This is a genomic window from Aurantimonas sp. (assembly GCF_964217435.1).
GTDB lineage: Bacteria > Pseudomonadota > Alphaproteobacteria > Rhizobiales > Rhizobiaceae > Aurantimonas > Aurantimonas coralicida.
This window is the reverse complement of sequence record NZ_CAXPJM010000010.1, coordinates 149,469-172,446: the sequence shown is the minus strand read 5'-3', so window position 1 is coordinate 172,446 and position 22,978 is coordinate 149,469. Positions and strand designations below refer to the sequence as shown.

The 22,978-nt window shown below is 67.0% G+C and carries 24 protein-coding genes, 2 tRNA genes and 1 rRNA gene; 15 read left to right on the top strand and 12 right to left on the bottom strand.

Annotation, left to right across the window (positions count from 1 at the left end):
• The 4 genes from rrf to ACEQX1_RS05705 form a co-directional block, all read left to right on the top strand.
• Positions 1–107: ribosomal RNA gene (gene rrf, locus ACEQX1_RS05720) — 5S ribosomal RNA — on the top strand; the annotation flags it as partial.
• Between the two features lie 243 nt (positions 108–350).
• Complete coding sequence (locus ACEQX1_RS05715; RefSeq protein ID WP_024351957.1) at positions 351–560, top strand: hypothetical protein; 210 nt, start codon at positions 351–353, stop codon at positions 558–560.
• A 213-nt stretch (positions 561–773) separates the two neighbouring features.
• Entirely contained in the window at positions 774–2,441 is a 1,668-nt protein-coding gene (locus ACEQX1_RS05710; protein WP_370194783.1) for a long-chain-fatty-acid--CoA ligase, read from the top strand.
• Positions 2,442–2,707: 266 nt separating this feature from the next.
• Positions 2,708–2,784 (top strand) — tRNA-Met (locus ACEQX1_RS05705).
• 166 nt (positions 2,785–2,950) lie between these two features.
• Here ACEQX1_RS05705 and ACEQX1_RS05700 read toward each other — a convergent pair.
• Complete coding sequence (locus tag ACEQX1_RS05700) at positions 2,951–3,781, bottom strand: helix-turn-helix domain-containing protein (protein ID WP_370196596.1); 831 nt, start codon at positions 3,779–3,781, stop codon at positions 2,951–2,953.
• A 132-nt stretch (positions 3,782–3,913) separates the two neighbouring features.
• Here ACEQX1_RS05700 and ACEQX1_RS05695 point away from each other — a divergent pair, with 132 nt between their 5' ends.
• Both ACEQX1_RS05695 and ACEQX1_RS05690 read left to right on the top strand, forming a co-directional pair.
• On the top strand, positions 3,914–4,315 hold the full coding sequence (locus ACEQX1_RS05695) for a hypothetical protein (protein ID WP_370192344.1): 402 nt from the start codon (positions 3,914–3,916) through the stop codon (positions 4,313–4,315).
• Between the two features lie 20 nt (positions 4,316–4,335).
• Positions 4,336–4,677, top strand: a complete 342-nt coding sequence (locus ACEQX1_RS05690) for a DUF1330 domain-containing protein (protein WP_370192343.1) — start codon at positions 4,336–4,338, stop codon at positions 4,675–4,677.
• Between the two features lie 146 nt (positions 4,678–4,823).
• Here the strand turns inward: ACEQX1_RS05690 and ACEQX1_RS05685 are convergent, their stop codons facing one another.
• Entirely contained in the window at positions 4,824–5,198 is a 375-nt protein-coding gene (locus tag ACEQX1_RS05685; RefSeq protein WP_024351952.1) for a hypothetical protein, read from the bottom strand.
• A gap of 160 nt (positions 5,199–5,358) precedes the next feature.
• Between ACEQX1_RS05685 and ACEQX1_RS05680 the strand changes: the two genes are divergently transcribed.
• A complete protein-coding gene (locus ACEQX1_RS05680) occupies positions 5,359–6,588 on the top strand; it encodes a hypothetical protein (RefSeq protein ID WP_370192342.1) in 1,230 nt (409 codons plus the stop codon).
• A 241-nt stretch (positions 6,589–6,829) separates the two neighbouring features.
• Here ACEQX1_RS05680 and ACEQX1_RS05675 read toward each other — a convergent pair.
• Positions 6,830–6,904, bottom strand: a tRNA-Gly gene (locus tag ACEQX1_RS05675).
• 462 nt (positions 6,905–7,366) lie between these two features.
• On the opposite strand from ACEQX1_RS05675, the gene ACEQX1_RS05670 reads away from it, so the two are divergent.
• The 4 genes from ACEQX1_RS05670 (at position 7,367) to ACEQX1_RS05655 (ending at position 10,076) form a co-directional block, all read left to right on the top strand.
• The gene (locus tag ACEQX1_RS05670; RefSeq protein ID WP_370192347.1) at positions 7,367–7,885 is read left to right on the top strand and encodes a prolyl-tRNA synthetase associated domain-containing protein; all 519 of its coding nucleotides are present in this window, start codon (positions 7,367–7,369) and stop codon (positions 7,883–7,885) included.
• Complete coding sequence (gene trxA, locus ACEQX1_RS05665) at positions 7,882–8,946, top strand: thioredoxin (protein ID WP_370192341.1); 1,065 nt, start codon at positions 7,882–7,884, stop codon at positions 8,944–8,946. The genes ACEQX1_RS05670 and trxA overlap by 4 nt, the downstream gene beginning before the upstream one ends.
• 147 nt (positions 8,947–9,093) lie before the next feature.
• The gene (locus ACEQX1_RS05660) at positions 9,094–9,780 is read left to right on the top strand and encodes an LON peptidase substrate-binding domain-containing protein (protein ID WP_370196595.1); all 687 of its coding nucleotides are present in this window, start codon (positions 9,094–9,096) and stop codon (positions 9,778–9,780) included.
• Between the two features lie 95 nt (positions 9,781–9,875).
• Complete coding sequence (locus ACEQX1_RS05655) at positions 9,876–10,076, top strand: Trm112 family protein (RefSeq protein ID WP_370196594.1); 201 nt, start codon at positions 9,876–9,878, stop codon at positions 10,074–10,076.
• A 78-nt stretch (positions 10,077–10,154) separates the two neighbouring features.
• Here the strand turns inward: ACEQX1_RS05655 and ACEQX1_RS05650 are convergent, their stop codons facing one another.
• The 9 genes from ACEQX1_RS05650 to ACEQX1_RS05610 form a co-directional block, all read right to left on the bottom strand.
• Positions 10,155–10,466 carry a hypothetical protein gene (locus tag ACEQX1_RS05650; RefSeq protein ID WP_187391572.1) on the bottom strand — a complete coding sequence of 104 codons (312 nt, stop codon included), beginning with the start codon at positions 10,464–10,466 and terminating at the stop codon, positions 10,155–10,157.
• A 187-nt stretch (positions 10,467–10,653) separates the two neighbouring features.
• Complete coding sequence (locus ACEQX1_RS05645) at positions 10,654–10,821, bottom strand: hypothetical protein (RefSeq protein WP_370195736.1); 168 nt, start codon at positions 10,819–10,821, stop codon at positions 10,654–10,656.
• Positions 10,821–12,557 (bottom strand): sulfate adenylyltransferase subunit CysN, encoded by a 1,737-nt coding sequence (gene cysN, locus ACEQX1_RS05640; protein ID WP_370195735.1) that lies wholly within the window; start codon positions 12,555–12,557, stop codon positions 10,821–10,823. Before cysN ends, ACEQX1_RS05645 begins: the two co-directional genes overlap by 1 nt.
• A 1-nt stretch (position 12,558) precedes the next feature.
• On the bottom strand, positions 12,559–13,461 hold the full coding sequence (gene cysD, locus ACEQX1_RS05635) for a sulfate adenylyltransferase subunit CysD (protein ID WP_370195734.1): 903 nt from the start codon (positions 13,459–13,461) through the stop codon (positions 12,559–12,561).
• Positions 13,458–14,246: a phosphoadenylyl-sulfate reductase gene (locus ACEQX1_RS05630; RefSeq protein ID WP_024351943.1), complete on the bottom strand. Its 789-nt coding sequence runs from the start codon at positions 14,244–14,246 to the stop codon at positions 13,458–13,460. Before ACEQX1_RS05630 ends, cysD begins: the two co-directional genes overlap by 4 nt.
• Positions 14,247–14,250: 4 nt before the next feature.
• The gene (locus ACEQX1_RS05625; protein ID WP_188076393.1) at positions 14,251–14,754 is read right to left on the bottom strand and encodes a DUF934 domain-containing protein; all 504 of its coding nucleotides are present in this window, start codon (positions 14,752–14,754) and stop codon (positions 14,251–14,253) included.
• Entirely contained in the window at positions 14,751–16,439 is a 1,689-nt protein-coding gene (locus ACEQX1_RS05620; protein WP_370196593.1) for a nitrite/sulfite reductase, read from the bottom strand. The genes ACEQX1_RS05625 and ACEQX1_RS05620 overlap by 4 nt, the downstream gene beginning before the upstream one ends.
• A 72-nt stretch (positions 16,440–16,511) precedes the next feature.
• A complete protein-coding gene (locus ACEQX1_RS05615) occupies positions 16,512–16,862 on the bottom strand; it encodes a DUF2849 domain-containing protein (protein ID WP_024351940.1) in 351 nt (116 codons plus the stop codon).
• A 194-nt stretch (positions 16,863–17,056) separates the two neighbouring features.
• Positions 17,057–18,307, bottom strand: a complete 1,251-nt coding sequence (locus ACEQX1_RS05610; RefSeq protein ID WP_187391578.1) for a ubiquinone biosynthesis hydroxylase — start codon at positions 18,305–18,307, stop codon at positions 17,057–17,059.
• Positions 18,308–18,447: 140 nt separating this feature from the next.
• On the opposite strand from ACEQX1_RS05610, the gene tesB reads away from it, so the two are divergent.
• The 4 genes from tesB (at position 18,448) to ACEQX1_RS05590 (ending at position 22,927) form a co-directional block, all read left to right on the top strand.
• Positions 18,448–19,314, top strand: coding sequence for an acyl-CoA thioesterase II (gene tesB, locus ACEQX1_RS05605; RefSeq protein ID WP_024351938.1), 867 nt, complete (start codon positions 18,448–18,450; stop codon positions 19,312–19,314).
• Between the two features lie 239 nt (positions 19,315–19,553).
• Positions 19,554–19,892, top strand: coding sequence for a P-II family nitrogen regulator (locus tag ACEQX1_RS05600; protein ID WP_029703667.1), 339 nt, complete (start codon positions 19,554–19,556; stop codon positions 19,890–19,892).
• 17 nt (positions 19,893–19,909) lie between these two features.
• Positions 19,910–21,280, top strand: coding sequence for an ammonium transporter (locus tag ACEQX1_RS05595; protein WP_188076397.1), 1,371 nt, complete (start codon positions 19,910–19,912; stop codon positions 21,278–21,280).
• A 282-nt stretch (positions 21,281–21,562) separates the two neighbouring features.
• Entirely contained in the window at positions 21,563–22,927 is a 1,365-nt protein-coding gene (locus tag ACEQX1_RS05590; RefSeq protein ID WP_370193936.1) for an ammonium transporter, read from the top strand.
• Positions 22,928–22,978: the final 51 nt, after the last annotated feature.

The window sequence follows — 22,978 nt, the reverse complement described above, 5'->3', positions numbered from 1 at the left end:
TTCTAGCGGGGCGGCCGCACCCGATCCCATTCCGAACTCGGCCGTGAAACGCCCCAGCGCCCATGATACTTCGTCTCAAGACGCGGGAAAGTCGGTCGCCGCCAGGTCTGCAAATCGCAAGTTGTCCATTGAGACCATCTTCTTCACAACGCACCACGCAAAGCCCCTCGCGCTCCACAGCCGAGGGGCTTTTTGCGTTCAAGGGGTATCCTGCGACCCTGACGGGACCGTGAACCGGCGGAAGCGCCAAAACACTGTGCCGCGTTCTTGCCGCATCATTCCGTCGGCTTAGTTCTTGCGGGACACCGCATTCGCGACGAATGGCGGGCCTTCGCAGGGAGAATTGCGGCATGAACACCAAGCTCTACACCGTCACCGTCGTCATGGCCGTGATGCTCGCGGCCGCCGGCTGCAGCCGGACCCAGAAGACCATCGGCGGCGCGGCCGTCGGCGGTGTCGGCGGCGCCGTCATCGGCAATGCGGTCGGCGGTACCGGCGGTGCGGTCATCGGTGGCGTCGGCGGCGCGGTCGCCGGCGGCGCGATCGGCCGGAACCTCTAGTCGGGTCGTTCCCGGCCGTCCAAAGCGACCCGGCTCGCCTTGCCGGCCGGGTCGCCATCGGCGTGCGGCTGTCCCGCATTGATGGCAGCCGTTCATCGCGCATTCCTGCCTTCCGAGAAAAGCCGCAGAATTTCCGTTGACGTAAACGGTAGAGCGTTCCGTTTCTCCCCAGTCTGCGCTATCGGTATGGGCGGACAACGGGAGGTGTCGAGAATGCAGAAACCCTGGTTGCAGATCTATCCGGACGGCGTTCCGGCCGAGCTGCCGGATTTCCCCTATCATTCCCTCGGCGAGCTGCTGAGCGAAGCGTTCATCCAGCACAAGGACCAGCCGGCGTTCCACTTCATGGGCGCCACCATGCGGTTCAAGGAGCTGGACGAGGAGTCACGCCATTTCGCCGCCTTCCTGCAGTCGCTGGGACTGCAGAAGGGTGACCGCGTCGCGCTGATGATGCCGAACCTGTTCCAGTATCCGGTGGCGGTCGCGGGCGTGCTGCGGGCCGGGCTGATCGTGGTCAACACCAACCCGCTCTACACGCCCCGCGAGCTGTCGCATCAGCTGCGCGATTCCGGCGCCAAGGCGATCGTCATTCTCGAGAACATGGCCTCGACCCTCGAGGCCTGCCGGGCCGAGACGCCGGTCGAGCATGTCATCGTCACGTCGATGGGCGACATGCTGCCGACATTGAAGCGGCACCTGGTCAATTTCGTCGTGCGCAAGGTGCGCAAGATGGTGCCGGCCTACAAGCTGGACGGGGCGATCGGCTTTCGCGACGCCATGGCGCGGGGCAGGGCGGCGAGCTTCACCGCGGTCGCCTCGGAGCGCGACGAGCCGGCGGTGCTGCAATATACCGGCGGCACGACGGGCGTTTCCAAGGGCGCGACCCTGACCCATGGCAATATCATTGCCAATGTCCTGCAGTCGGAAGCCTGGCACGCGCCGGCGCTGAAGAACATGCCGGCGAACGAGCAGATCACGACGGTCTGCGCGCTGCCGCTCTACCATATCTTCGGTTTCACCGTGAACATGATGCTGTCGATGCGCACCGGCGGCTGCAACATCCTGATTCCCAATCCGCGCGACATCCCCGCGACGCTGAAGGAGCTGAAGAAGTATCGCTTCCACTCCTTCCCGGCGGTCAACACGCTGTTCGGCGCCCTGGCGCGGCATCCCGACGCCAAGAATGTCGACTGGTCGCATCTGCGCCTGTCGGTGGGCGGTGGCATGGCCGTCCAGGCGGCGACGGCGGAGCTGTGGCGCAAGCAGACCGGCTGTTCGATCTGCGAGGGCTACGGCCTGTCGGAAACCGCGCCGTCGGCCTGCTGCAATCCGACCGATTCCACCGAGTACAGCGGCACGATCGGCGTCCCGATCCCCTCGACCGAGCTGAAGATCCTCGACGAGGAGGGCGGCGAGGTGCCGATGGGCGAGCGCGGCGAGATCGCCATTCGCGGCCCGCAGGTCATGGTCGGCTACTGGAACCGTCCCGACGAGACGGCCCGGGTGATGACCGCCGACGGCTTCTTCCGCACCGGCGATATCGGCGTGATGGACGAGACCGGCCGCTTCAGGATCGTCGACCGCAAGAAGGACATGATCAACGTCTCCGGCTTCAACGTCTATCCCAACGAGATCGAGGAGATCGTCACGCGGATGCCCGGCGTCGTGGAAGCGGCCGCGATCGCAATCCCGGACGAGAATTCCGGCGAGGCGGTGAAGCTGTTCGTCGTGGCGAGCGATCCGGAGCTGACGGCCGACAAGGTCAAGGCGTTCTGCCGGGACAATCTGACCGGCTACAAGCGGCCGCGCGAGGTGGAGTTCCGCGACGAGCTGCCCAAGAGCGGCGTCGGCAAGGTGCTTCGGCGCGAATTGCGCAACTGAATCGCCGGCAACTGAATCGCTGGCAACTGAGTCATCGGCGGCAACGGCCGCCGTGGCTTCGGCCCGAGGGCAGGTGGCGACGCTTCTCAAGCGACGCCACCTCTGCTAGCCTTCCGGGCCTGACAGGAGGGATCGGCCCGCGAGCGTCGCGTGAGCCGGAGAGGATTTCGTTTTCTCGAAATTCCACGAGATTTCCTCTTCACATTCATCCGCCTGTCGCATATATGAAGGTCACCGGCGACGCGGAACGCGCCGCACGGCAATGGCGCGGGGTGGAGCAGCCCGGTAGCTCGTCAGGCTCATAACCTGAAGGTCACAGGTTCAAATCCTGTCCCCGCAACCAAGTTCAGACACTCCCGCGAGCCCCGGCTCCGGGAGTGTTTGTCGTTTGGGGCCCCTTTGTCCCTGACGTTGCGATCTTTCGTTGATCGTTTGGCGTGGCCGCGACCGTCGGCTCTGCCCGCCCAGTCGGCTTTTAGAACCCCGCTACGATCTCACCACAGACCGAACTATCCCCGCGGCCCGAACGGGGCGTCCTCGACGCTGCCGGCGAGGGTCGCCATGGCGTCGGCGGTCTGCCGGTTCGCCGGAAAGAAACTTTCGATGGCGATTCCGGCCAGGGTGACGTCGGTGGCCGTGCCGAACATCGTGGTGGTGCTGAGGAAGGTCAGCGGCCCGAGCGGGCTGGTGATGATCAGCGGCACGGCCACGGCCGGTTCGGGCGGTTCCGGGTTCGGTGACATGTCGGCTTGGGTGGGCGCCGGATAGGATTCGAGCTCCTTAAGGAGGGCGGCCAGCACGGGGTCGGCCGACAGGGCGACGTCGCGGGCGAGGCGCCGCAGGAGATGCGCGCGCCATTCGGCGAAATTCATGATCCGCGGGGCCAGTCCCTCCGGATGCAGGCCGAGACGCAGGACATTGACCGCGCCGGTGAGGAGGTGCCCCGCGACGCCGTCCGTCAGGACCGCGATCGCGGCATTGGCGGAAAGCAGCGTCCAGTGGCGGTCCACGGCCAGGGCCGGGTGGGGCGCGTGGCCGGAAAGGATCCGGTCGATGGTCTCTCTGGCGGCCGTCAGTTCGGCGTCCCCGAGGTCATGCTGCGGGAAGAGCGGCGCAAAGCCGGCGGCGAGGAGAAGGGCGTTGCGCGCCTCCAGCGGCACGTCGAGATGGTCCGCAAGGCGCAGGAGCATCGCCCGGCTTGGCGCCGACCGACCCGATTCCAGGAAACTGAGATGGCGTTGGGAAATGCCGGCCTTGAGAGCGAGAGCGAGCTGGCTGAAGCGCCGCCGCTGGCGCCACTCGCGCAAGAGGTCTCCCGCGGATCGTCGTGCGCTTGTCATGGCCGTGTCTCCATCACCCTGCCTGCTCTCGGCAATGACCTCGGACGTAATCGACAGAGGTCTCGTGCGCGATGAGGATCGCCGGCAGCGGCCCGGCGGATCGGGCCGCAGCGCTCAGGAAAGGCCGAATCGATGGAACGTAACCCGCGCTTTCCCACCCTCCGCACCCTGCTGACCCTCGATGCGGTCACCTGCACCCTGATGGGCGGCCTCCTCCTGGCCGCCTCCGGCCCGCTTGCCGGCGTGACGCAGATTCCCGCCGGCTTTCTTTCGGGCGCCGGCATGCTCCTCCTCCCGGTCGCCGCTTTCATGATGGCCGTCGCCCGGCTCCGACCGATACCGGGCTGGGCGGCTCTCATGGTCGTTCTCGGCAATGCGCTGTGGGTCGTCGCAAGCGTCGCCCTGCCGGCAAGCGGCGTTCTCGCGCCCAATCTCGCTGGCTGGATCTGTCTCCTTGCCCAGGCCGTCGTCGTGGCTCTTCTGGCCGTTCTCGAGTTCGAGGCGGTGCAACGGTCCGGTCGGGCGCTGGCGTGAAAATGAACAGGGAGGCCGACATGCCCGCCTACGCCATCGCCCATCTGCGCAATGTCACGCTGAACCAGGGCATTGTCGACTATCTCAAGCGGATCGACGCCGCGCTGGCGCCGTTTGGCGGCCGGTTCCTCATCCATGGCGGCACGAAGGAGCTTTGCGAGGGAGAGGTGACGGACGACATCGTCGTTCTCGCCTTCCCGGACATGGGCCTGGCGCGGGCATGGTACGATTCGCCGGATTATCAGGCCATCCGGCCCCTGCGGATGCAGGGCGCGGAGGGCGAGATCTTCCTGATCGCGGGCGTCGGCGACGATCACCGGGCGACCGACATCCTGCCTGGAGGAAAGGCGGGCGCGGTCTGATCCCGTCCGGCTTGCTGTAATCGTCGCCATGGTTTGCCGAGCGGGGAGAGTTGCCGGGATCGCCCTTCCGGCCCCCCGGCGCGATCGTGGTCGGAGTGTCGGCTTGGTCCAAAAGGCCACCCGGCGGGGCGGGCGGCAACGTCGGTCTAGCAATTGGCGGCGATACCGTCGGCGTCCTCGGCGGCACGGGCCGTCCGGCAGGCGGCGCTGCGGGTGGCGTTGTTCAGCCCCTCCTTCGCGTCGTCGAGAGCCTTGCTGCCGGCCTCGCGCGCCTGGTCGATGGCCGGACCGGCGGCCTCGGACAGGTCTTCCAGCGCCGAACGGGCCGCTTCGCCGGTCTGGCGCCCGGCCTCGCCAATCGCCTCCATGGCTTCGCCGGTCTCGCGTTCGGTGGTCGACGGCGCGGAAGCCGGCTCGCTGGTGGTGGACACGGCCGGATCGGCGGCGTCGGTCTCGGTTTCGTCGCTGCAGGCCGACAGGGCCAGAAGCGCCGTCAGGGCGATGGGAATGAGCTTGTTCATTGTGGGAACTCCTTTGTCCTGCCATCTAGGCGGCGGGCGAAGGAGGTCACGGGGCGTTGCGCAGAATGCGGCCGGATGCTCGTGCGGCCAACACGAGGTTTTAAGGCGGCCTTCTGAATGCCAGACAAAGTCAGGCCGGTGGTCGTTGGAGGGGGCGGAATTGAGCAGGCAACACAGTGCGCCCATCCTTTTGCGGCTTGAGCCGCAGGAAGCAGTCCCGCTCCAGCCCCTAGGGACTCAGGCAGGCGATGAGGCGTTTAGCGAAGCGCAGATTCAGACGCTCGTTCAGACATATCCGGCGTCGCTCCCGATCGCGGAAATCGATTCTATGTTTGTGGGGCCGGTCCCGATCTGCACCGAGTTGCAAACGCCTGCGGGGCCGATTGATAATTTCATGGTCACCCCCTCGGGACTACCGGTTCTTGTTGAGTGCAAGCTTTGGCGAAACCCCGAAGGCCGGCGCGAAGTTGTTGGCCAGATTCTGGACTACGCAAAAGAATTGAGCCGATGGTCATCCTCGGACCTGCAGCGGGCGGTCAATCGCCGCTTGAAGAGTGATGGCAATCCCCTTCTTAGAATGGTCAGAGATGTTGATCCTTCGGTCGATGAAGCTGACTTCAACGACGCTGTGACTCAGAATCTACGACGGGGCCGTTTCCTTCTCTTGATCGTAGGAGATGGTATCCGGGAGGGCGTGGAAACGATAACCGAATACCTCCAGCAACATGCCGGACTGCACTTCTCACTGGGACTGATCGAATTGCCGATCTACATCATGCCAAATGGTGACCGGCTTGTTGTCCCACGAATTCTGGCGAAAACCGCTACGCTTGCACGGCAGGTCGTCGCGGTGCCCGACGGATACAGGGTAGAGGAAGCTGCAGAAACGAATGCTGCCGACTCCGAGATCGATCCTGACCGCAGCTCATTGGGGTATGCCCAGCAACGGTTCTGGTTGGAATTTCTTCCATATGTGAAGCTGGATGATCCGGAGCAGCCGATACCCAAACCTCCAAGGCAGGGTTTTCTGTCCTTCACGCTGCCCGCCCCGGCGGGCGCCAGCTGGCTCACGGTGTATCGCGACATACGCCGGAACGAGGTGGGCGTGATGCTCTCCTACAGCCGAAACGGGGCCGGTGAGTACGCAGCAACGGTTATAGCGGAAGACTGGGAGATCGTGCGACGGGAACTCGGGGGCACCGCCGTACTCACCGCCAACAAGGACGGTCGCCCACGGATCATCGATAGCCTGGTTGCGGGCCCCCTGGATGAACCGGATATGCGAGCGAAGGCCTTCGAGTGGTTGTCGGAACGAGTCAACGCTTTTGTAAATGTGATGCGTCCCCGTGTCCGCTCGGCCGTTGCTGACTACGAGAAGTCCGGCGCATAGCATGACCGACAGTCGAAGCTGGATTGCCAGCGCTTCGCCCTGCCGCCCGGACTGACGGTGATCTCATCGAGTGTGGCCGTATCTGAGCATGTGGGCGAAGCGGCACATCGTCACGATGATGCATGGATATCCGACCGTCAGCATTTGACTGCAGCCGGCTGCGAAAGCACCAAACGACACTTGTGCGATCAATTCCGATCGATGATCGCAACGCATGTAGGTATTAGGATGTGGGGAAAATTGGAGCGGGCGATGGGATTCGAACCCACGACCCCAACCTTGGCAAGGTTGTGCTCTACCCCTGAGCTACGCCCGCCCGCTCCGTGCGGCGCCTGAGCGCCGCGGACGAGCGGTGTATGCCCCAATCGCCGGTGGATTGCAACAGCGAAATGACGGGAATCGAACGTGATCTTCGGGGCGTGCCGCGCGGGCCGGAATGCACGGGATTCCGGGGTGTTTGGCGAAGGATCCGGCGGGGCGCCGGAGCCAGGGGGTGCGGGCGCGCGGCGGTTGGGAACGGCGCGAAAGGCGCGACGGGCGCCGTCGCGGGGACGCGAGAGGCAGCGGCTGCGGCCTGAACGAGATTGGAGGCAGCAAGGGAGACGGCGATCCTCTTCCAGGATCTCTCAGACTCGACCGGGGTGAGTCGCTTTCATGCGATGTTGTGTCCGGTGCCATCAAAATGCCGAGTGGCGCAGCGGTTCAGATGCGGGTCTTCGCAAGCAAGCGCAGGTGCGGTAACCGGCGGCTGTTCGCCAATCGCAAGGGAAGATGCCTGATGAAGGACCGCGACGCTCTGATGGCCTATCTCGACGGGCTCGGCATCGCCACCACGACCGTGGCGCATCCGCCGCTGCACACGGTGGAGGAAAGCCAGGCGCTGCGCGGCACGATCGCCGGCGGGCACACCAAGAACCTGTTCCTGAAGGACAAGAAGGGGACGATCTTCCTGGTCGTCGCCGAAGAGAGCCGGACGGTCGACCTGAAGGGCCTGCACAAGCGCATCGGCGCGTCGGGGCGGCTGTCCTTCGCCAGCGCCGACCAGATGCGCGCGTTGCTCGGCGTCGAGCCGGGATCGGTGACCGCCTTCGGCGTCGTCAACGATCGCGACGGCGCGGTCCGCCTCGTGCTTGATGAAGGCCTTCTGATGCACGATATGGTGAACTGCCATCCCATGACCAACGAAGCGACGACGACGATCGCGACGGCGGACCTGATGGCGTTCTTCCAATCAACGGGGCACGAGCCGCTTGTCATCGGGCTCGAGGCGCCGGCCGGCGACGGACAGGCAGAATGAGCGACAATCCCTACGCCCCCTACGGCGGCACCTCCTATGGCGGCTACGGCCAGCAGTCGACCACGCCGGCGGCACCGTCCGCCGCCGCGCCGCGCCAACCGGCGGCCCCGGCAGCGCCCGCCGCACCGACGACCACGCTGCAGGGGTTCGGCGACGCCTCCGCCCCGGCGGCGGCCGACCTCGTCAAGGACACGACGACGGCGCAGTTCCCGGCCGACGTCATCCAGGAATCGCGCAACCAGCCGGTGCTCGTCGATTTCTGGGCGCCCTGGTGCGGTCCCTGCAAGCAGCTCACGCCGATCCTGGAGCGGGCCGTCGCGGCCGCCGGCGGCAAGGTGAAGCTGGTCAAGATGAATATCGACGACCATCCGTCGATCGCCGGCCAGCTCGGCGTGCAGTCGATCCCGGCGGTGTTCGCCTTTGTCGGCGGGCAGCCGGTGGACGGCTTCATGGGCGCCCTGCCCGAGAGCGAGATCAAGGCCTTCATCGATCGCGTGACCAAGGGCCAGGGGGGCAGCGGCAACGATCCGGTGGCGCAGGCGATGGAGCAGGCGAACCAGCTTCTGGCCGATGGCGACGCCGGCGGTGCAGCGCAGATCTTCGGCGCCGTCCTGCAGCACGAGCCGGGCCATGCCGGCGCAACGGGCGGCCTGGCCGAATGCTATCTGGCGACCGGCGACGCGGCCCGCGCCAAGGCGCTGATCGACCAGTACGGCGCCGCCGGCGAGGGGAAGACCGAGGACCCGGCCGTGGAAGCGGTGCGCACCAAGCTGAAGCTCGCCGAGGAGATCGCCCAGCTCGGCGATCCGGTGCTGCTGCAGCAGCGCATCGAGAGCGATCCGGACGACCACCGGGCGCGCTACGACCTGGCGCTGATCGCCCAGGCCAAGGGCGACCGCCAGACGGCGGCGGGGCACCTCCTGGAGATCATCCGCCGCGACCGCAGCTTCGACGACGATGCGGCCCGCACCAAGCTCCTGGAGTTCTTCCAGGCCTGGGGGCCGACCGATCCGGCGACCAAGGACGCGCGGCGGCGCCTGTCGGGCCTCCTGTTCTCCTGAATTCCTGCCCCGGACCGCGCGACAATGCGCGGTCCGGTCCGGCTTTTCGGGGTGACGGCAGGGCGCGCCGTGCCTGCCGCCTTCTGCCGCATCCCTTGAGATCGCCGGCGACCGATCCAACTTCGGTGTCTGACACGGAGACATCGTTTGGTTCACGCTGGCAATATCAACTACCGGACCGCTTCGGACCTGCCGGACACGGTCCCGGTGTTCCCGCTCTCGGGAGCCCTGCTCCTGCCGGGCGGTCAACTGCCGCTCAACATCTTCGAGCCGCGCTATCTGGAGATGATCGACGACGCCATGGCGGGCGCGCGCATCATCGGCATGATCCAGCCCAGCCTCGACGGCGGCGCGCGTCCCGACGGCGAACCCGAACTCTGCCAGGTCGGCTGCTTCGGCCGGATCACCTCGCTGACCGAATCGGGCGACGGCCGCTACATCCTCAATCTGCATGGCGTGGTGCGCTTCCGGACCCTGGAAGAGCTGGACACCCGTGCGCCCTATCGCTCCTTCCGGGTCAAGCCGTTCCTCGGCGATCTCGATTTCGGCAAGGGCGCGGAAGAGGTGAACCGCGACGCGCTGCTGAAGGCGTTCCGGCAATATCTCGACGCCAACCAGCTCGAGGCCGACTGGGAAAGCGTCACCCGGGCGTCGAACGAGACGCTGGTCAACGCGCTCTGCATGATGTCGCCCTATGGCGCGGCCGAGAAGCAGGCGCTGCTCGAAGCGCCGGACCTGAAGACGCGGGCCGAGACGCTGATCGCGATCACCGAGATCTCGCTGGCCCGCGATGGCGATGGTGGCGACGGTTCGCCGCCGCACACGCTGCAATAGGCGTCCCGTGCCCGGCCGACGGCGATTGCAGCCGGTTGGCCGGCGGGCGATAAGACGCGCAACCGCTGCTTTGAGGCCGCGCTGAAGGACATGCCATGACCGAAAAGAGCCCCCGGCACCAGGCCGGCCAGCCGGACCCCAAGCTGCTGGAGCTGCTGGTGTGCCCGCTGACCAAGACGACGCTGAGCTACGACCGGGAGCGCAACGAGCTGGTGTCGGAGGCGGCGCGGCTCGCCTATCCGATCCGCGACGGCATCCCGATCATGCTGCCGTCCGAGGCGCGCACCCTCGACTGAGCCGCGCCGATTTCTGCCGACATGAAAAGGGCCGGTCGCTGATGCGCCGGCCCTTCGTGCATTGTCTGGATACGCAGCTTACTGCTGCTTGGTCTCGGGCGCCGGCGTGGCCTCTTGCGCCTGCGTCAGCACATCGTTCTGCGCCATGACGAGGGCGCGGATGCAGCCTTCCTCGTCCTGCGAGGTCTGGGCGGCGCGCGCCGTCTCGACGTGATCCTCGGCGGTCTCGGTCTTCAGACCGGCCTGGTCGGCCTGGCCGATCAGCGATTCGATCTGGGGCAGGGCCTCGGCGCAGGTCGGGGTCTTCTGCGGTGCGGTCTGGGCTTCCTGGGCGAAGGCGCCGCCGGCGCCGAAGGCGAGAACCGCGGCGGCGAGAAGGGTGGTCTTCATGAGGTCACTCCGTCGATGCGGATCGAAGGCTCCGATCCGTCCATGGCCAGAACCTCGGCGCGGTGGATGGCGGGGACGTGACTGCGAGGTGCTCATTCAGGGACGATTTTCGGGCAGGGGCCATGCTGCGGCCATCTCCCCGCCGTGCCGGTTAACGGCCTCGGCGGGGAGGATCGCGATCATCCGGTCAGCCGAGCCAGTCCAGCACGAAGGCGGCGCAGACCGCGATCGAGGCGACCAGCAGCATCAGCTCGATCAGCGGCAGCCGACGCCGCACCCGCCGCGAGCGGCGAATGTCGTCGTCGCTTCGGTGACCGCGATCCTCGGTGCAGGGCCCGATCGTGCCTGCCGCCATCAAATGCCGGCTCCGTCGCCTACCGTGGTCGGGTCGGCGCCGTTCTTTCCGGGCAGATCACCGCCGCCGGTCATGAGCGCCAGGAACGGCCGCAGCACGAAGTCGATCGCCGCCAGGAGAACGGCAAAGCCGATCCCCAGCCCGAACAGCAGCGCGAGGATGCCGATCATCACCGCACCGGCCGCCCGGTAGCGGATCAGCTTGCCATGGCCCTTGCGATGCTCGCCCTCGGCGGCGCCGAACCACAGGGCCTGCGCCCGGGCGAGAGGGGAGAGCGGCGCCTCGGCCGGCGCGGCCTGGGTGACCTCGTCCGAAGCGGAGACCGTGCGCACGATGCCGAGCGCCATGGTCTCGTTGGTCAGCGAATCGATCAGGATGAAGGAGCCGAGCTCGCGGTTTTCCTCGTAGGTCGTCGCCATCACCGGCCGGTCGAAGCCGAGGGTGATCTGGCCGATCTCGTTCATCAGGAGAACGTTGGCCGCACCGGATTCGAAGGTGTGGATGTCGATGGCGTTGTCGAGGCTGCGCACCGAGGCGGGTGTCGTCGAGGTGGCGAGGCGCGCGACGTAGCGGCCGCCGGAAATCAGCGGCCGGTCGGCCATCCAGAGAATGTCGGCGGTCACGGTCTTCTGGGCGGCGATCGTGTCGGACGGCCCGACGAGGACATCGCCGCGCGAGACATCGACCTCGTCGGCAAGGGTCAGGGTGACCGCCTCGCCGGCCTCGGCGCTGGCGACTTCGCCGTCGGGACCCCAGACGGCCTTGACGGTGGTGGTGCGGCGGCCAGGCATGACGGCGATCGCGTCGCCGGGGGCGACACGCCCGCCGACGATGGTGCCGGCAAAGCCGCGGAAGTCGAGATTGGGGCGGTTGACCCACTGCACCGGCAGACGGAACGGCGCCGAGCCGGCGTCGAAGGTCTCCGGCGTTGCCGTCTCCAGGCGCTGCAGCAGCGTCTGGCCGTCATACCAGGGCATGTTCGGCGACGGGGCGGCGATGTTGTCGCCGTTCTTGGCCGACAGCGGCACATAGGAGACGTCGGTGAAGCCGAGCTGCGGCAGGATCGCCTCGTAGTCGCGCCGGATCGCCTCGTAGCGTTCCTGGCTGAAGTCGACGAGGTCCATCTTGTTGATGGCGATGACGACGCTCTTGATGCCGACGAGCGAGGTGATGAAAGAGTGCCGCCGCGTCTGCGGCAGGATGCCCTTGCGCGCATCGACGAGGATGACGGCGAGCTCGGCCTGCGATGCGCCGGTCGCCATGTTGCGGGTGTATTGCTCGTGGCCCGGCGTGTCGGCGATGATGAAGGCGCGGTTGCCGGTCGAGAAATAGCGATAGGCGACATCGATGGTGATGCCCTGCTCGCGCTCGGCCGACAGGCCGTCGACCAGCAGCGCGAAGTCGAGATCCTCTCCGGTCGTGCCGAACTTGCGGGAATCACGCTTCAGCGTGTCCATCTGGTCGTCGAAGACCGCATTGGTCTCGAAGAGCAGGCGGCCGATCAGGGTCGACTTGCCGTCGTCCACCGAGCCGCAGGTGATGAAGCGCAGGAGGGATTCGGCCGGCGCCAGCACAGGCTGCATGGCGGCCTGCGGATCGACCACGGCCACATCGCCATCGTCGGGCGCAGGGCCCGCGAAGCGTTCGTCCTCGGCGATCACGGCGGGATTGGCATGGCCGGTGAGGGCGGTGTCGACCGCATCCTCGCGGGGGCGTTTCTGCACGGCGATGGTCATGTCAGAAATAGCCTTCCTGCTTCTTCTCTTCCATCGAGGCGCCGGAATCCTGGTCGATGACCCGGCCCTGGCGCTCGGAGGTGCGGGAGCCCCGCATTTCTAAGATGATGTCCTTGAGATCAGTCGCCTCGGATTCCACCGCGCCGGTCAGCGGGTAGCAGCCAAGGGTGCGGAAGCGGACCATCATGTTCTCGACGGTCTCGCCCGGGCGCAGCTCCATACGCTCGTCGTCGCGCATGATCAGCGCGCCGTCGCGGCGCACGATCGGCCGGGTCTTGGCGAAATAGAGCGGCACCACCGGGATGTTCTCCAGGGCGATGTAGTCCCAGACATCCTGCTCGGTCCAGTTGGACAGCGGGAAGACGCGGAAGCTCTCACCCTTCTTCTTGCGGGTGTTGAACAGCCGCCAGGGCTCGGGCCGCTGGTTCTTGGCGTCCCAGCGATGCTCGGCCGAACGCAGCGAGAAGATGCGCTCCTTGGCGCGGGACTTCTCCTCGTCGCGGCGCGCGCCGCCGAAGGCCGCGTCGAACTGGTACTTGTCGAGAGCCTGCTTCAGCGCCTGGGTCTTCATCACCTCGGTGTGCACGCGGCTGCCCGAGGCGAACGGGCTGATGCCGTCGCGCACACCGTCCTGATTGGTGTGGACGATGAGGTCGAGGCCCAGCTCGCGCGCCCGGCGGTCGCGAAACTCGATCATCTCGCGAAACTTCCAGGTCGTGTCGACATGAAGCAGCGGGAAGGGCGGCTTGCCGGGGGCGAAGGCCTTCATGGCGAGATGCAGCATGACGGCCGAATCCTTGCCGATCGAATACATCATCACCGGATTGTCGGCGGTCGCCGCAACCTCGCGGATGATGAAGATCGACTCGGCCTCGAGCCGCTGCAGATGGGTCATGTGCTTCATTGCGGGAGCCTTTCGAAGGCCGCGTCCCCTTCGGCGGGACGGTTGTTGTCGGCGCGCATGGGCCGGCCGTCGTCATCGACATGCAGGCCGCATTCGCGCTTGGTCTCTTCTTCCCACCACCAGCGGCCGGCCCGCTCGGGCTCGCCCGGCCGGATGGCGCGGGTGCAGGGCGCGCAGCCGATCGACAGGAAGTTCTGCGCGTGCAGCGCGTTCACCGGCACGCCCTCGGCGGCGGTGAAGGAGGCGATGCGTTCGCGCGTCCAGTCGAAGATCGGGTTCGCCTTGATCAGCCCGCGGGCGCCGTCGAAGGCGACGTAATCCATGTCGGAGCGGTTGGCCGACTGGTCGCGGCGCAGGCCGGTGATCCAGCCCGCCGCCCCGGCCAGCGCCCGGCCGAGCGGCTCCACCTTGCGCACGCCACAGCAATTCTTGCGGAATTCCGGCGCGTAGTAGAAGCCGTCAATGCCCTGATCGTTGACCAGTTCCTCAAGCGCCTCGGCCTGCGGATACATGGCGCGGATACGACGGCCGTATTTTTCCTCGGTCTCGCGCCACAGTGCGTAGGTCTCGGGAAACAGCCGGCCGGTGTCCAGCGTCTTCACCTGGATCGGCAGATCGTTCGAGAAGATCAGATGGGTGATCATCTGGTCCTCGATGCCGAGACTGGTGGTGAAGACGACGGGGCCATCGACGCGCGCGACCATCGCCTGCAGGCGTTCGAGCGGCGTCAGGCCCGCGAATTCACCGTTCAGTGTCGCGGCCAGATCGGGCAGGGTTGCGGTCATCGTTTCAAGCCTCGCGGGCGGCGAGCCGTTTTCTCAGGATGCTGCGGTCGTCGCCGTAGCCGTTCTGGTAGTGGCGGCTCATGGTGTCCTTGGCCTCCATCCACTGCTGGACGGGCTGGCGGTTGGCCATGGTCTCGGGCAGCTCGACCTCGTCGAAGCCGCAGGCCAGCGCATCGGCGAACTGGTCGGCGATGAGCGGGCCCGAAGCGCGCAGCGTGCCTTCGAAGCCGGCCCGGCGCAGGCGCTTGGCCAGCGAGAAGCCGCGGCCATCGGAAAAGGCCGGGAACTCGACCACGACCAGGTCGACATCCGCCAGCAGCGGCGCGATGTCTTCCACCGCGGCGTTGTTGGGCACCGACAGGCCGAAGCGGCGGCCGGCGAGCTGGTCCTTCGCCGCCTCTGCCAGGGCCAGCGGCACGATCAGCGCCCCGTCCGTGCCGAGGGCCTCGATGCTGTCGACGCGGCGATAATGGTCCGACGTCTCGCCGGTCTCGCGGATCAGGGTCATTCGGCTGCCTCCGTCGCGGCCTGGCGCGAAGCGATATAGGCGGTGAAGCCGGCCTTGAACGGCTCCAGCCCGGCGCGGCGCACGGTCTGGATGAACTCCTCGCCCTCCCGGCGTTCGCCGAGATAGACCTGCACGATGCTCTCGATCGCGCCCGGTACGTCCTCGGCGTCGATGCCGGGGCCGAGGCGCTCGCCAAGGGCGGCGTTCTCCGTGGCGTCGCCGCCGACGGTGATCTGGTAGTTCTCCTTGCCGGCCTTTTCGAGGCCGAGAATGCCGATGGCACCGACATGGTGGTGGCCGCAGGCATTGATGCAGCCGGAGATCTTGATCGGCAGCGGGCCGATGTCGCGCTGGCGGTCCTCGTCCTGGAACGTCCGGGCGATCTCCTGGGCGATCGGGATCGATTTCGCCGTGGCCAGCGCGCAATAGTCGAGGCCGGGGCAGGCGATGATGTCGGTGACGAGACCGGCATTGGCCGTCGCCAGGCCCGCCGCCTTCAGCGCCGCATAGACCGCCGGCACGTCGTCCTTCTTCACATAGGGAAGGACGAGGTTCTGCGAATGGGTGACGCGCAGCTCGGACAGGGAATGGCGCTCGGCGATGTCGGCGAAGACGCGCATCTGCTCGGCCGACATGTCGCCCGGCACCTCGCCGATGGCCTTCAGCGAGATGGTGAGCGCGATGTAGCCCGGCTGCTTGTGGGCAAAGCCGTTCTGCGTGACGAAATGGTCGAGGCCCGGATCGGCACGGCGTGCGGCCTCCAGCGTCTCGGACGTGTCCGGCAGGGTCTCGTAGGCCGGGGGCGCGAAATAGGCGGCGATGCGCGCGACCTCGTCCTCGGGCGCGTTGATCGTCGGCCCGTCGAGCTGGGCGTATTCGGCCTCGACGCGGCGGCGGAATTCCTCCTCGCCGGTCTCGTGGACGAGGATCTTCACCCGCGCCTTGAACTTGTTGTCGCGCCGGCCCTCGGAATTGTAGACCCGCATGATCGCTTCGAGATAGGCGAGCAGCTCGTCGCGCGGAATGAAGTCGCGAACGATCTTGCCGATCATCGGCGTGCGGCCGAGACCGCCGCCCACGACGACCTCGTAGCCGGGCTCGCCGGAAGGGCCGCGCTTCATCTTCAGCCCGACATCGTGGACCATGATCGCGGCGCGGTCGTGCTCGGCGCCGGTGACGGCGATCTTGAACTTGCGCGGCAGCCAGGTGAATTCGGGATGCAGGCTCGACCACTGGCGGATCAGCTCGGCGGTCGGGCGCGGATCCTCCACCTCGTCGGCGGCGACACCGGCGAACTGGTCGGCGGTGACGTTGCGGATGCAGTTGCCGGACGTCTGGATGCAGTGCATCTCGACATCGGCGAGCATGTCGAGGATCGCCGGCACGTCCTTCAGCTTCGGCCAGTTGAACTGCAGGTTCTGGCGCGTGGTGAAGTGGCCGTAGCCCTTGTCGTAGGTCTCGGCGATGTCGGCGAGCTGGCGCAGCTGCTTTGAGCTCAGCGTGCCGTAGGGCACGGCGATGCGCAGCATGTAGGCGTGGAGCTGGAGATAGAGGCCGTTCTTCAGCCGCAGCGGCTTGAACTCGTCTTCCGAGAGCGAGCCGTCCAGCCGCCGGGCCACCTGACCACGGAACTGGGCCACGCGTTCGCGCACGAACTCCTCGTCGAACTCGTCATAGCGATACATGCTGTGTCCTCTTCAAGCTCGTCTCGGCGCCGGTCCGGCCGGCTGCCATCCCCTGTCGCGCCGATGCGCGGCTCAGGCGGGCGTCTCGTATTCGGCCTGCTTGCCCATGTCCGGATGGATCGACGGACCCTTCTGGCGCATGGCGTCGCGGAAATGCCGGGCGACCGGCAGGCCGGACCCCTCGATGTCGACGGGAACGAGATAGGGATCGACCACCATGTTGGCGGCGAGCGCCGCCTTGCCCTCGGCTTCCATGGCGTCGGCCGTCTCGGCGTCATAGGCGACGCGGGCCTTGGACGGGTCGAGCGTCCAGCCGCTGTCGGCGAGGAAGACGACGTCGCCTTCCAGAAGGTGATTGGCCATCACGATCGCCGGCAGCTTGTCGCCCCTGACCTTCGATCCGGCGCGGTGATCCTTCGCCATGTCGGTTGCTCCCTGCCATCGGCCGCAAAAGGCCACGTCGCGTTGACCCTACATAGGCGTATTCGATCCGGGGATCGGCGGCGGGCATTGCCGAGCAGCGGCAAGGCGGGAAAGAATTTGCTGCCGGGGGCGTGCGGGGCGATAGAATCGTTCCAGACGCCCCGAAATCGTGCCGTTCTGCCGCGGCGGAGCCCTCAGATGGCCTCGCCCTGGAGGAGCCGCGGCGAGGCCCCGGAATGCAGGCCGGCGGCCTGGCCGATGAAGAAATCCTTCAGCCGCGGAGTGCGGTCGACCAGCGACAGGCCGAAGCTGCGCGCCGCGCGCAACAGGCCGTTGTCGTTGGAAAACAGCCGGTTCAGGACGTCGGTGGTGATGCCCATCTGCACGGTGTCGAAGCGCCGCCAGCGCTGGTAGGTCTGCAAGGTGTCGAGGGCGCCGATGTCGAGCCCGAGGCGGGCGGCTTCGACGACGGTCTCGGCCAGCGCCGCGGCGTCCTTGAAGCCGAGATTGAGGCCCTGCCCGGCGATCGGATGGATGCCATGGGCCGCATCGCCGGCCAGCGCGATGCGCGGCCGCACGAAGTCGCGGGCGAGCGTCAGGCCGAGCGGAAAGGCGCGGCGGCCGCCTTCGACGGTCAGGGCGCCCAGCTTGTGGCCGAAGCGCTGCTCCAGCTCCAGCTCGAACATCATGTCGTCGGAGGCGACGAGGCGGTCGGCCTCGCGGGTCGGCTCGGTCCAGACCAGCGACGAACGGTTGCCCTTCAGCGGCAGTATGGCGAAGGGACCGGAGGGGAGGAAATGCTCCTCGGCGCGGCCATGATGGGGCCGCTCGTGGGCAACGGTCGCGACGATGCCGGACTGGCCGTAATCCCAGTGGACGGTGCCGATGCCGGCCATGTCGCGGATTGCCGAGCGCACGCCGTCGCAGGCGACGAGAAGTCGCGCCTCGATGGCGCCGCCGGAGGCGAGCTTGACGCGGATCGAGGCCGGCTTCTGGTCGATGCCGGACACCGCGGTGGCCGCGCGGATCTGGATGCCGAGGGCGTCGGCACGTTTGCGCAAGGCGCCGTTGAGAGCGACGTTGGGCAGCATGTGAGCGAAGGGCTCGCCCGGACGCGCCTCGCCGCCGAAGGTCAGGAAGACCGGCCGCACCGGATCGGAGGTGCGGGAATCGGTGACGATCATCTCGGTGATCGGCTGGGCCTCGTCGGCGACCTCCTGCCAGATGCCGAGCTGCTCCAGCATGCGGATGGCGGCGGCGGCCACGGCCGAGGCACGGCCGTCGCGCTGCCAGACGCCCTCGGGCGCGGCGTCGACGAGGACGATCTTCAGCGACGGCGCGGCATCCGCGATCGCCACCGCCGTCGTCAGGCCGACATAGCCGGCGCCGGCGACCACGATGTCGGCGTGCTCGGGCGTGGTATCGGCAAGGGTGTCGTCGGACATGCAAGGCTCCTGATATCGCGCACGCGCGAGGGCGGCGGGGCAGATTCGGTCCGAAACCGGTTGACCATCTGCCGGTTTGTGGTGCAACGCCGGGTCAGGCGAACGGCGGCGATCTGTCCGCGTACCGGAGTGAATCTAGGATGACAGAGGCCGTTGAAAAGCTCCTCGAGACCCTCGACCTGGAGCGGATCGAGGAGAATCTCTTCCGTGGCACCAGTCCGGACCAGAGCTGGCAGCGGGTCTTCGGCGGCCAGGTGATCGCCCAGGCGCTTGTCGCCGCGCAGCGCACGGTGCCGGCCGACCGCTTCTGCCATTCGCTGCATTCCTACTTCATGCGGCCCGGCGACCCCGCCACCCCGATCATCTACGACGTCGACCGGATCCGCGACGGTGGCTCCTTCACTACCCGCCGGGTCGTCGCCATCCAGCACGGCCACGCGATCTTCTCGCTGTCGGCCTCCTTCCAGAAGGACGAGGAGGGGCTGGACCACCAGGCGACGATGCCGGACGTGCCGGGACCGGACGAGGTGCCGCATGGCGAGGATCTGAACCAGACGATCCTGAAGCGGGCGCCCGAAGCGGTGCGGCGCTACTGGGAGCGGCCGCGGCCGATCGAGTTCCGGCCGATCTCCTTCGACCACTATCTGACGACGGACAAGCTGGAGCCGGTGCAGCGGGTCTGGGTGCGCTGCCCGGGCGAGATCGGCGACGACCGGGCGCTGAACGCGGCGGTGCTGGCCTATCTGTCGGACATGACGCTGCTCGACACCTCGCTCTTCGCCCACGGCCTGTCGGTGTTCGACAAGCGCATCCAGGCCGCCAGCCTCGACCACGCCATGTGGTTCCATCGGCCGGTGCGGGTTTCCGACTGGCTGCTCTACGCCCAGGACAGTCCGTCCTCCTCCGGCGCCCGCGGCCTGACCCGCGGCTCGCTCTATTCCGCCGACGGCGTCCTGACCGCCTCGGTCGCCCAGGAAGGACTGATCCGGCCGCGCCGAGGCGCCTAGAAAACCACCACGACAACCCGATCTGCACATAAAATATGCAGATCGGCCTGATGCCGGGTGCCTGAAAAAGTGGCGCCCGAGGGCCCCGGCCAGAAAAATCGCCTGATTGGCGGTTGTTCGGCCCGTTTGGCACGGACCTTGTTTTCCTCTGAGTCAGTCAACCGTCGGGCGCATGACGCTCCCGGCATTCGCTGGCTCAACTCGGCGGTGCTCCCAGCCGCCCAAGGTTCGAGGTGAACATGAAAATCGTGATGGCGATCATCAAGCCATTCAAGCTGGACGAGGTGCGCGAAGCACTGACCGGCATAGGCGTCCAGGGGCTGACGGTCACCGAGGTCAAGGGTTACGGGCGCCAGAAGGGCCACACCGAGATCTACCGCGGCACGGAATACGCGGTGAGCTTCCTGCCCAAGCTGAAAATCGAGGTCGCGGTCGCGGTCGATCTGGTCGACCGCACGGTGGAGGCGATCCAGACCGCCGCCAAGACCGGCCAGATCGGCGACGGCAAGATCTTCGTCTTCGGCATCGACCAGGCGGTCCGCATCCGGACCGGCGAAGTCGACGTCAACGCACTGTGAGAGGAAGCGACCGGACCATGAAGTTCACGAAACTCCTATTCGTCGCCGGCACGCTGACCGGCCTGGCGGCCACCGCCGCCTTCGCCCAGGACGCCGCGCCAGCGGCAGCCGAAGCCGCGGGCCAGGGCTCCGACGCTGCCGCGGCAGCCGTCGCCTATGCGACCGAGCCGAACGTCGCCTACATCTTCAACACCCTGCTGTTCCTCGTGGGCGGCTTCCTGGTGATGTGGATGGCGGCGGGCTTCGCCATGCTCGAGGCCGGCCTCGTGCGTTCCAAGAACGTGTCGATGCAGTGCCTGAAGAACATCGCGCTCTATTCCATCGCCGGCATCATGTACTGGATCGTCGGCTACAACCTCATGTACACCGGCGTCGACGGCGGCTATTTCGGCTCCTTCGGCACCTACAGCTTCGACGCTGTGGGCGGCAACAACCTCGCCACCGGCTATTCGACGGCCTCCGACTGGTTCTTCCAGATGGTCTTCGTGGCCACCGCTGCCTCGATCGTCTCGGGCACGCTGGCCGAGCGCATCAAGCTGTGGCCGTTCCTCGCCTTCACGGTCATCCTGACCGGCTTCATCTACCCGATCGCCGGTTCCTGGCAGTGGGGCGCCGGCTGGCTGTCGGTGATGGGCTTCTCCGACTTCGCCGGTTCCACCCTCGTCCATTCGGTCGGTGGCTGGGCTGCACTGGCGGGCGCGCTGCTCCTGGGCGCACGCAAAGGCCGCTTCACCGCTGACGGTCGCGGCGTCGCCATGCCGGGTTCGTCGATCCCGCTCGCCACGCTGGGCACGTTCATCCTGTGGCTCGGCTGGTTCGGCTTCAACGGTGCATCGCAGCTCGCCATGGGCACGATCAACGACGTGTCGGACGTGTCGCGCATCTTCGCAAACACCAACCTGGCCGCGGCCGGCGGCGTGGTCGCCACGCTGATCCTGCTGCAGGTCATCTACAAGCGGGTCGACGTGACCATGGTGCTGAACGGCGCCCTGGCGGGTCTGGTCTCGATCACGGCGGAGCCGCTGCAGCCGTCGCCCCTGTCGGCGATCCTGATCGGTGCCGTCGGTGGCGTGATCGTGGTCTTCGCGGTGCCGCTGCTGGACAAGCTGAAGATCGACGACGTGGTAGGTGCGATCCCGGTCCATCTCCTCGCCGGTATCTGGGGCACGATGGCCGTGCCGCTGACCAATGCGGAGACGAGCTTCAGCGTGCAGCTGATCGGCGTTCTCGCCTACGGTGTCTTCACCTTCGTCGTCAGCCTGGTGGTCTGGGCGATCCTGAAGGCGGTGATGGGCATCCGGGTCAGCGAGGAGGAAGAGGCCCTCGGCCTCGATCGAACCGAGGTGGGCGTGGAAGCCTATCCGGAGTTCTCGGTCGGCCGCGCCTGATCCGAACCTGCCGAACGATGCGAGAAGGGGGCCCTTGGGGCCCCCTTTTCACGTTCGGGCGCCGATGCCGAACGCGTGACCGGTATGCCTAACAAAGCGTCACTCTGGGCGCGAAACAGGCAGTTTGCGCGGCCGCAGCGGCGGAAATGGCGTCAGATCGGCCAGTTTTAAGGCGCTGCGCGCTGCTTCGGGATATGGCACGGCTTTTGATTGTCTGCCCGCGGGAGCGCCGCGACGCTTCCTCTCCGGCCCCTTCGAGGGCGCACTGGAAAGAAGAGCGACATGGTCACCACTTCCCGTCTGAAACGCCCTCTGCCGGCTCTCGCCGCAGGCCTCGGCCTTGCCGCGGCGCTTGCCTGTCCGGCGCTGGCCCAGGAGGCCGCGGTGGCCGATGCGGCTGCGGCGGCGGCGCCCGTCGTCGAGAAGGGCGACGTTGCCTGGATGATGACCGCGACGTTGCTCGTCCTGTTCATGACGCTGCCGGGCCTGGCGCTGTTCTATGGCGGGCTGGTGCGGGCCAAGAACATGCTGTCGGTGCTCATGCAGTGCACCGTCATCGCCGGCGTCGTGATGATCATCTGGGTGGTCTACGGCTACTCCATGGCATTCGGCGGCGGCACCAGCCCTTACTGGGGCGGCTTCGGCAAGCTGTTCCTCGCCGGGGTGACCGTCGATTCCACCGCCGCCACCTTCACCGACGGGGTCGCGCTGCCGGAATATCTGTTCATCGCCTTCCAGATGACCTTCGCGGTGATCACGCCCGCCCTGATCGTCGGGGCCTTCGCCGAGCGCATCAAGTTCTCGGCGGTGATGCTGTTCACCGTGCTCTGGGTGACGCTGGTCTATTTCCCGATCGCCCACATGGTGTGGGACGGCTCGGGCCTGATCTTCAACTGGGGTGCGCTCGATTTCGCCGGCGGCACCGTCGTCCACATCAATGCCGGCATCGCGGCGCTGGTGGGCTGCCTGTTCGTCGGCAAGCGCGCCGGCTTCGGCCGCGACATGATGGCTCCGCACTCGATGACGTTGACCATGGTCGGCGCCTCGATCCTGTGGGTCGGCTGGTTCGGCTTCAACGCCGGCTCGAATCTCGAGGCGACCGGCGGCGCGGTGCTGGCCATGCTGAACACCTTCACCGCCACCGCCGGCGCGCTGGTCGCCTGGTGCGTGATCGAGACGATGATGCGCGGCAAGGCCTCGATGCTGGGCGCCGCCTCCGGCATCGTCGCCGGCCTCGTCGCGGTGACCCCGGCCTGCGGCACGGTCGGGCCGGTCGGCGCCATCGTGCTCGGCGCCATCTCCAGCGGCATCTGCTACTTCTTCGTCGATGTTGTGAAAAACAAGTTCGGCTATGACGACAGCCTCGACGTCTTCGGCATTCACGGTGTCGGCGGCATCGTTGGCGCCATTGGCACCGGCATCTTCACCGCGCCCTGGCTGGGCGGCACGGGCGATGCGGACTTCTCCATCGCCGGGCAGACCATGATCCAGATCTGGGCGGTCCTCGTCACCATCGTGTGGTGCGGCGTCATCTCGGCGATCCTGTTCAAGCTCGTCGACATGGCCGTCGGGCTGCGGCCGACCGCCGAGGCCGAGCGCCAGGGCCTCGATCTCTCCTATCACGGCGAGGTCGCCTACCACTCGTAAGCCATCCTCCCAAGGCTGACTCGACGGGGACGGGCGCAAGCCTGTCCCCGT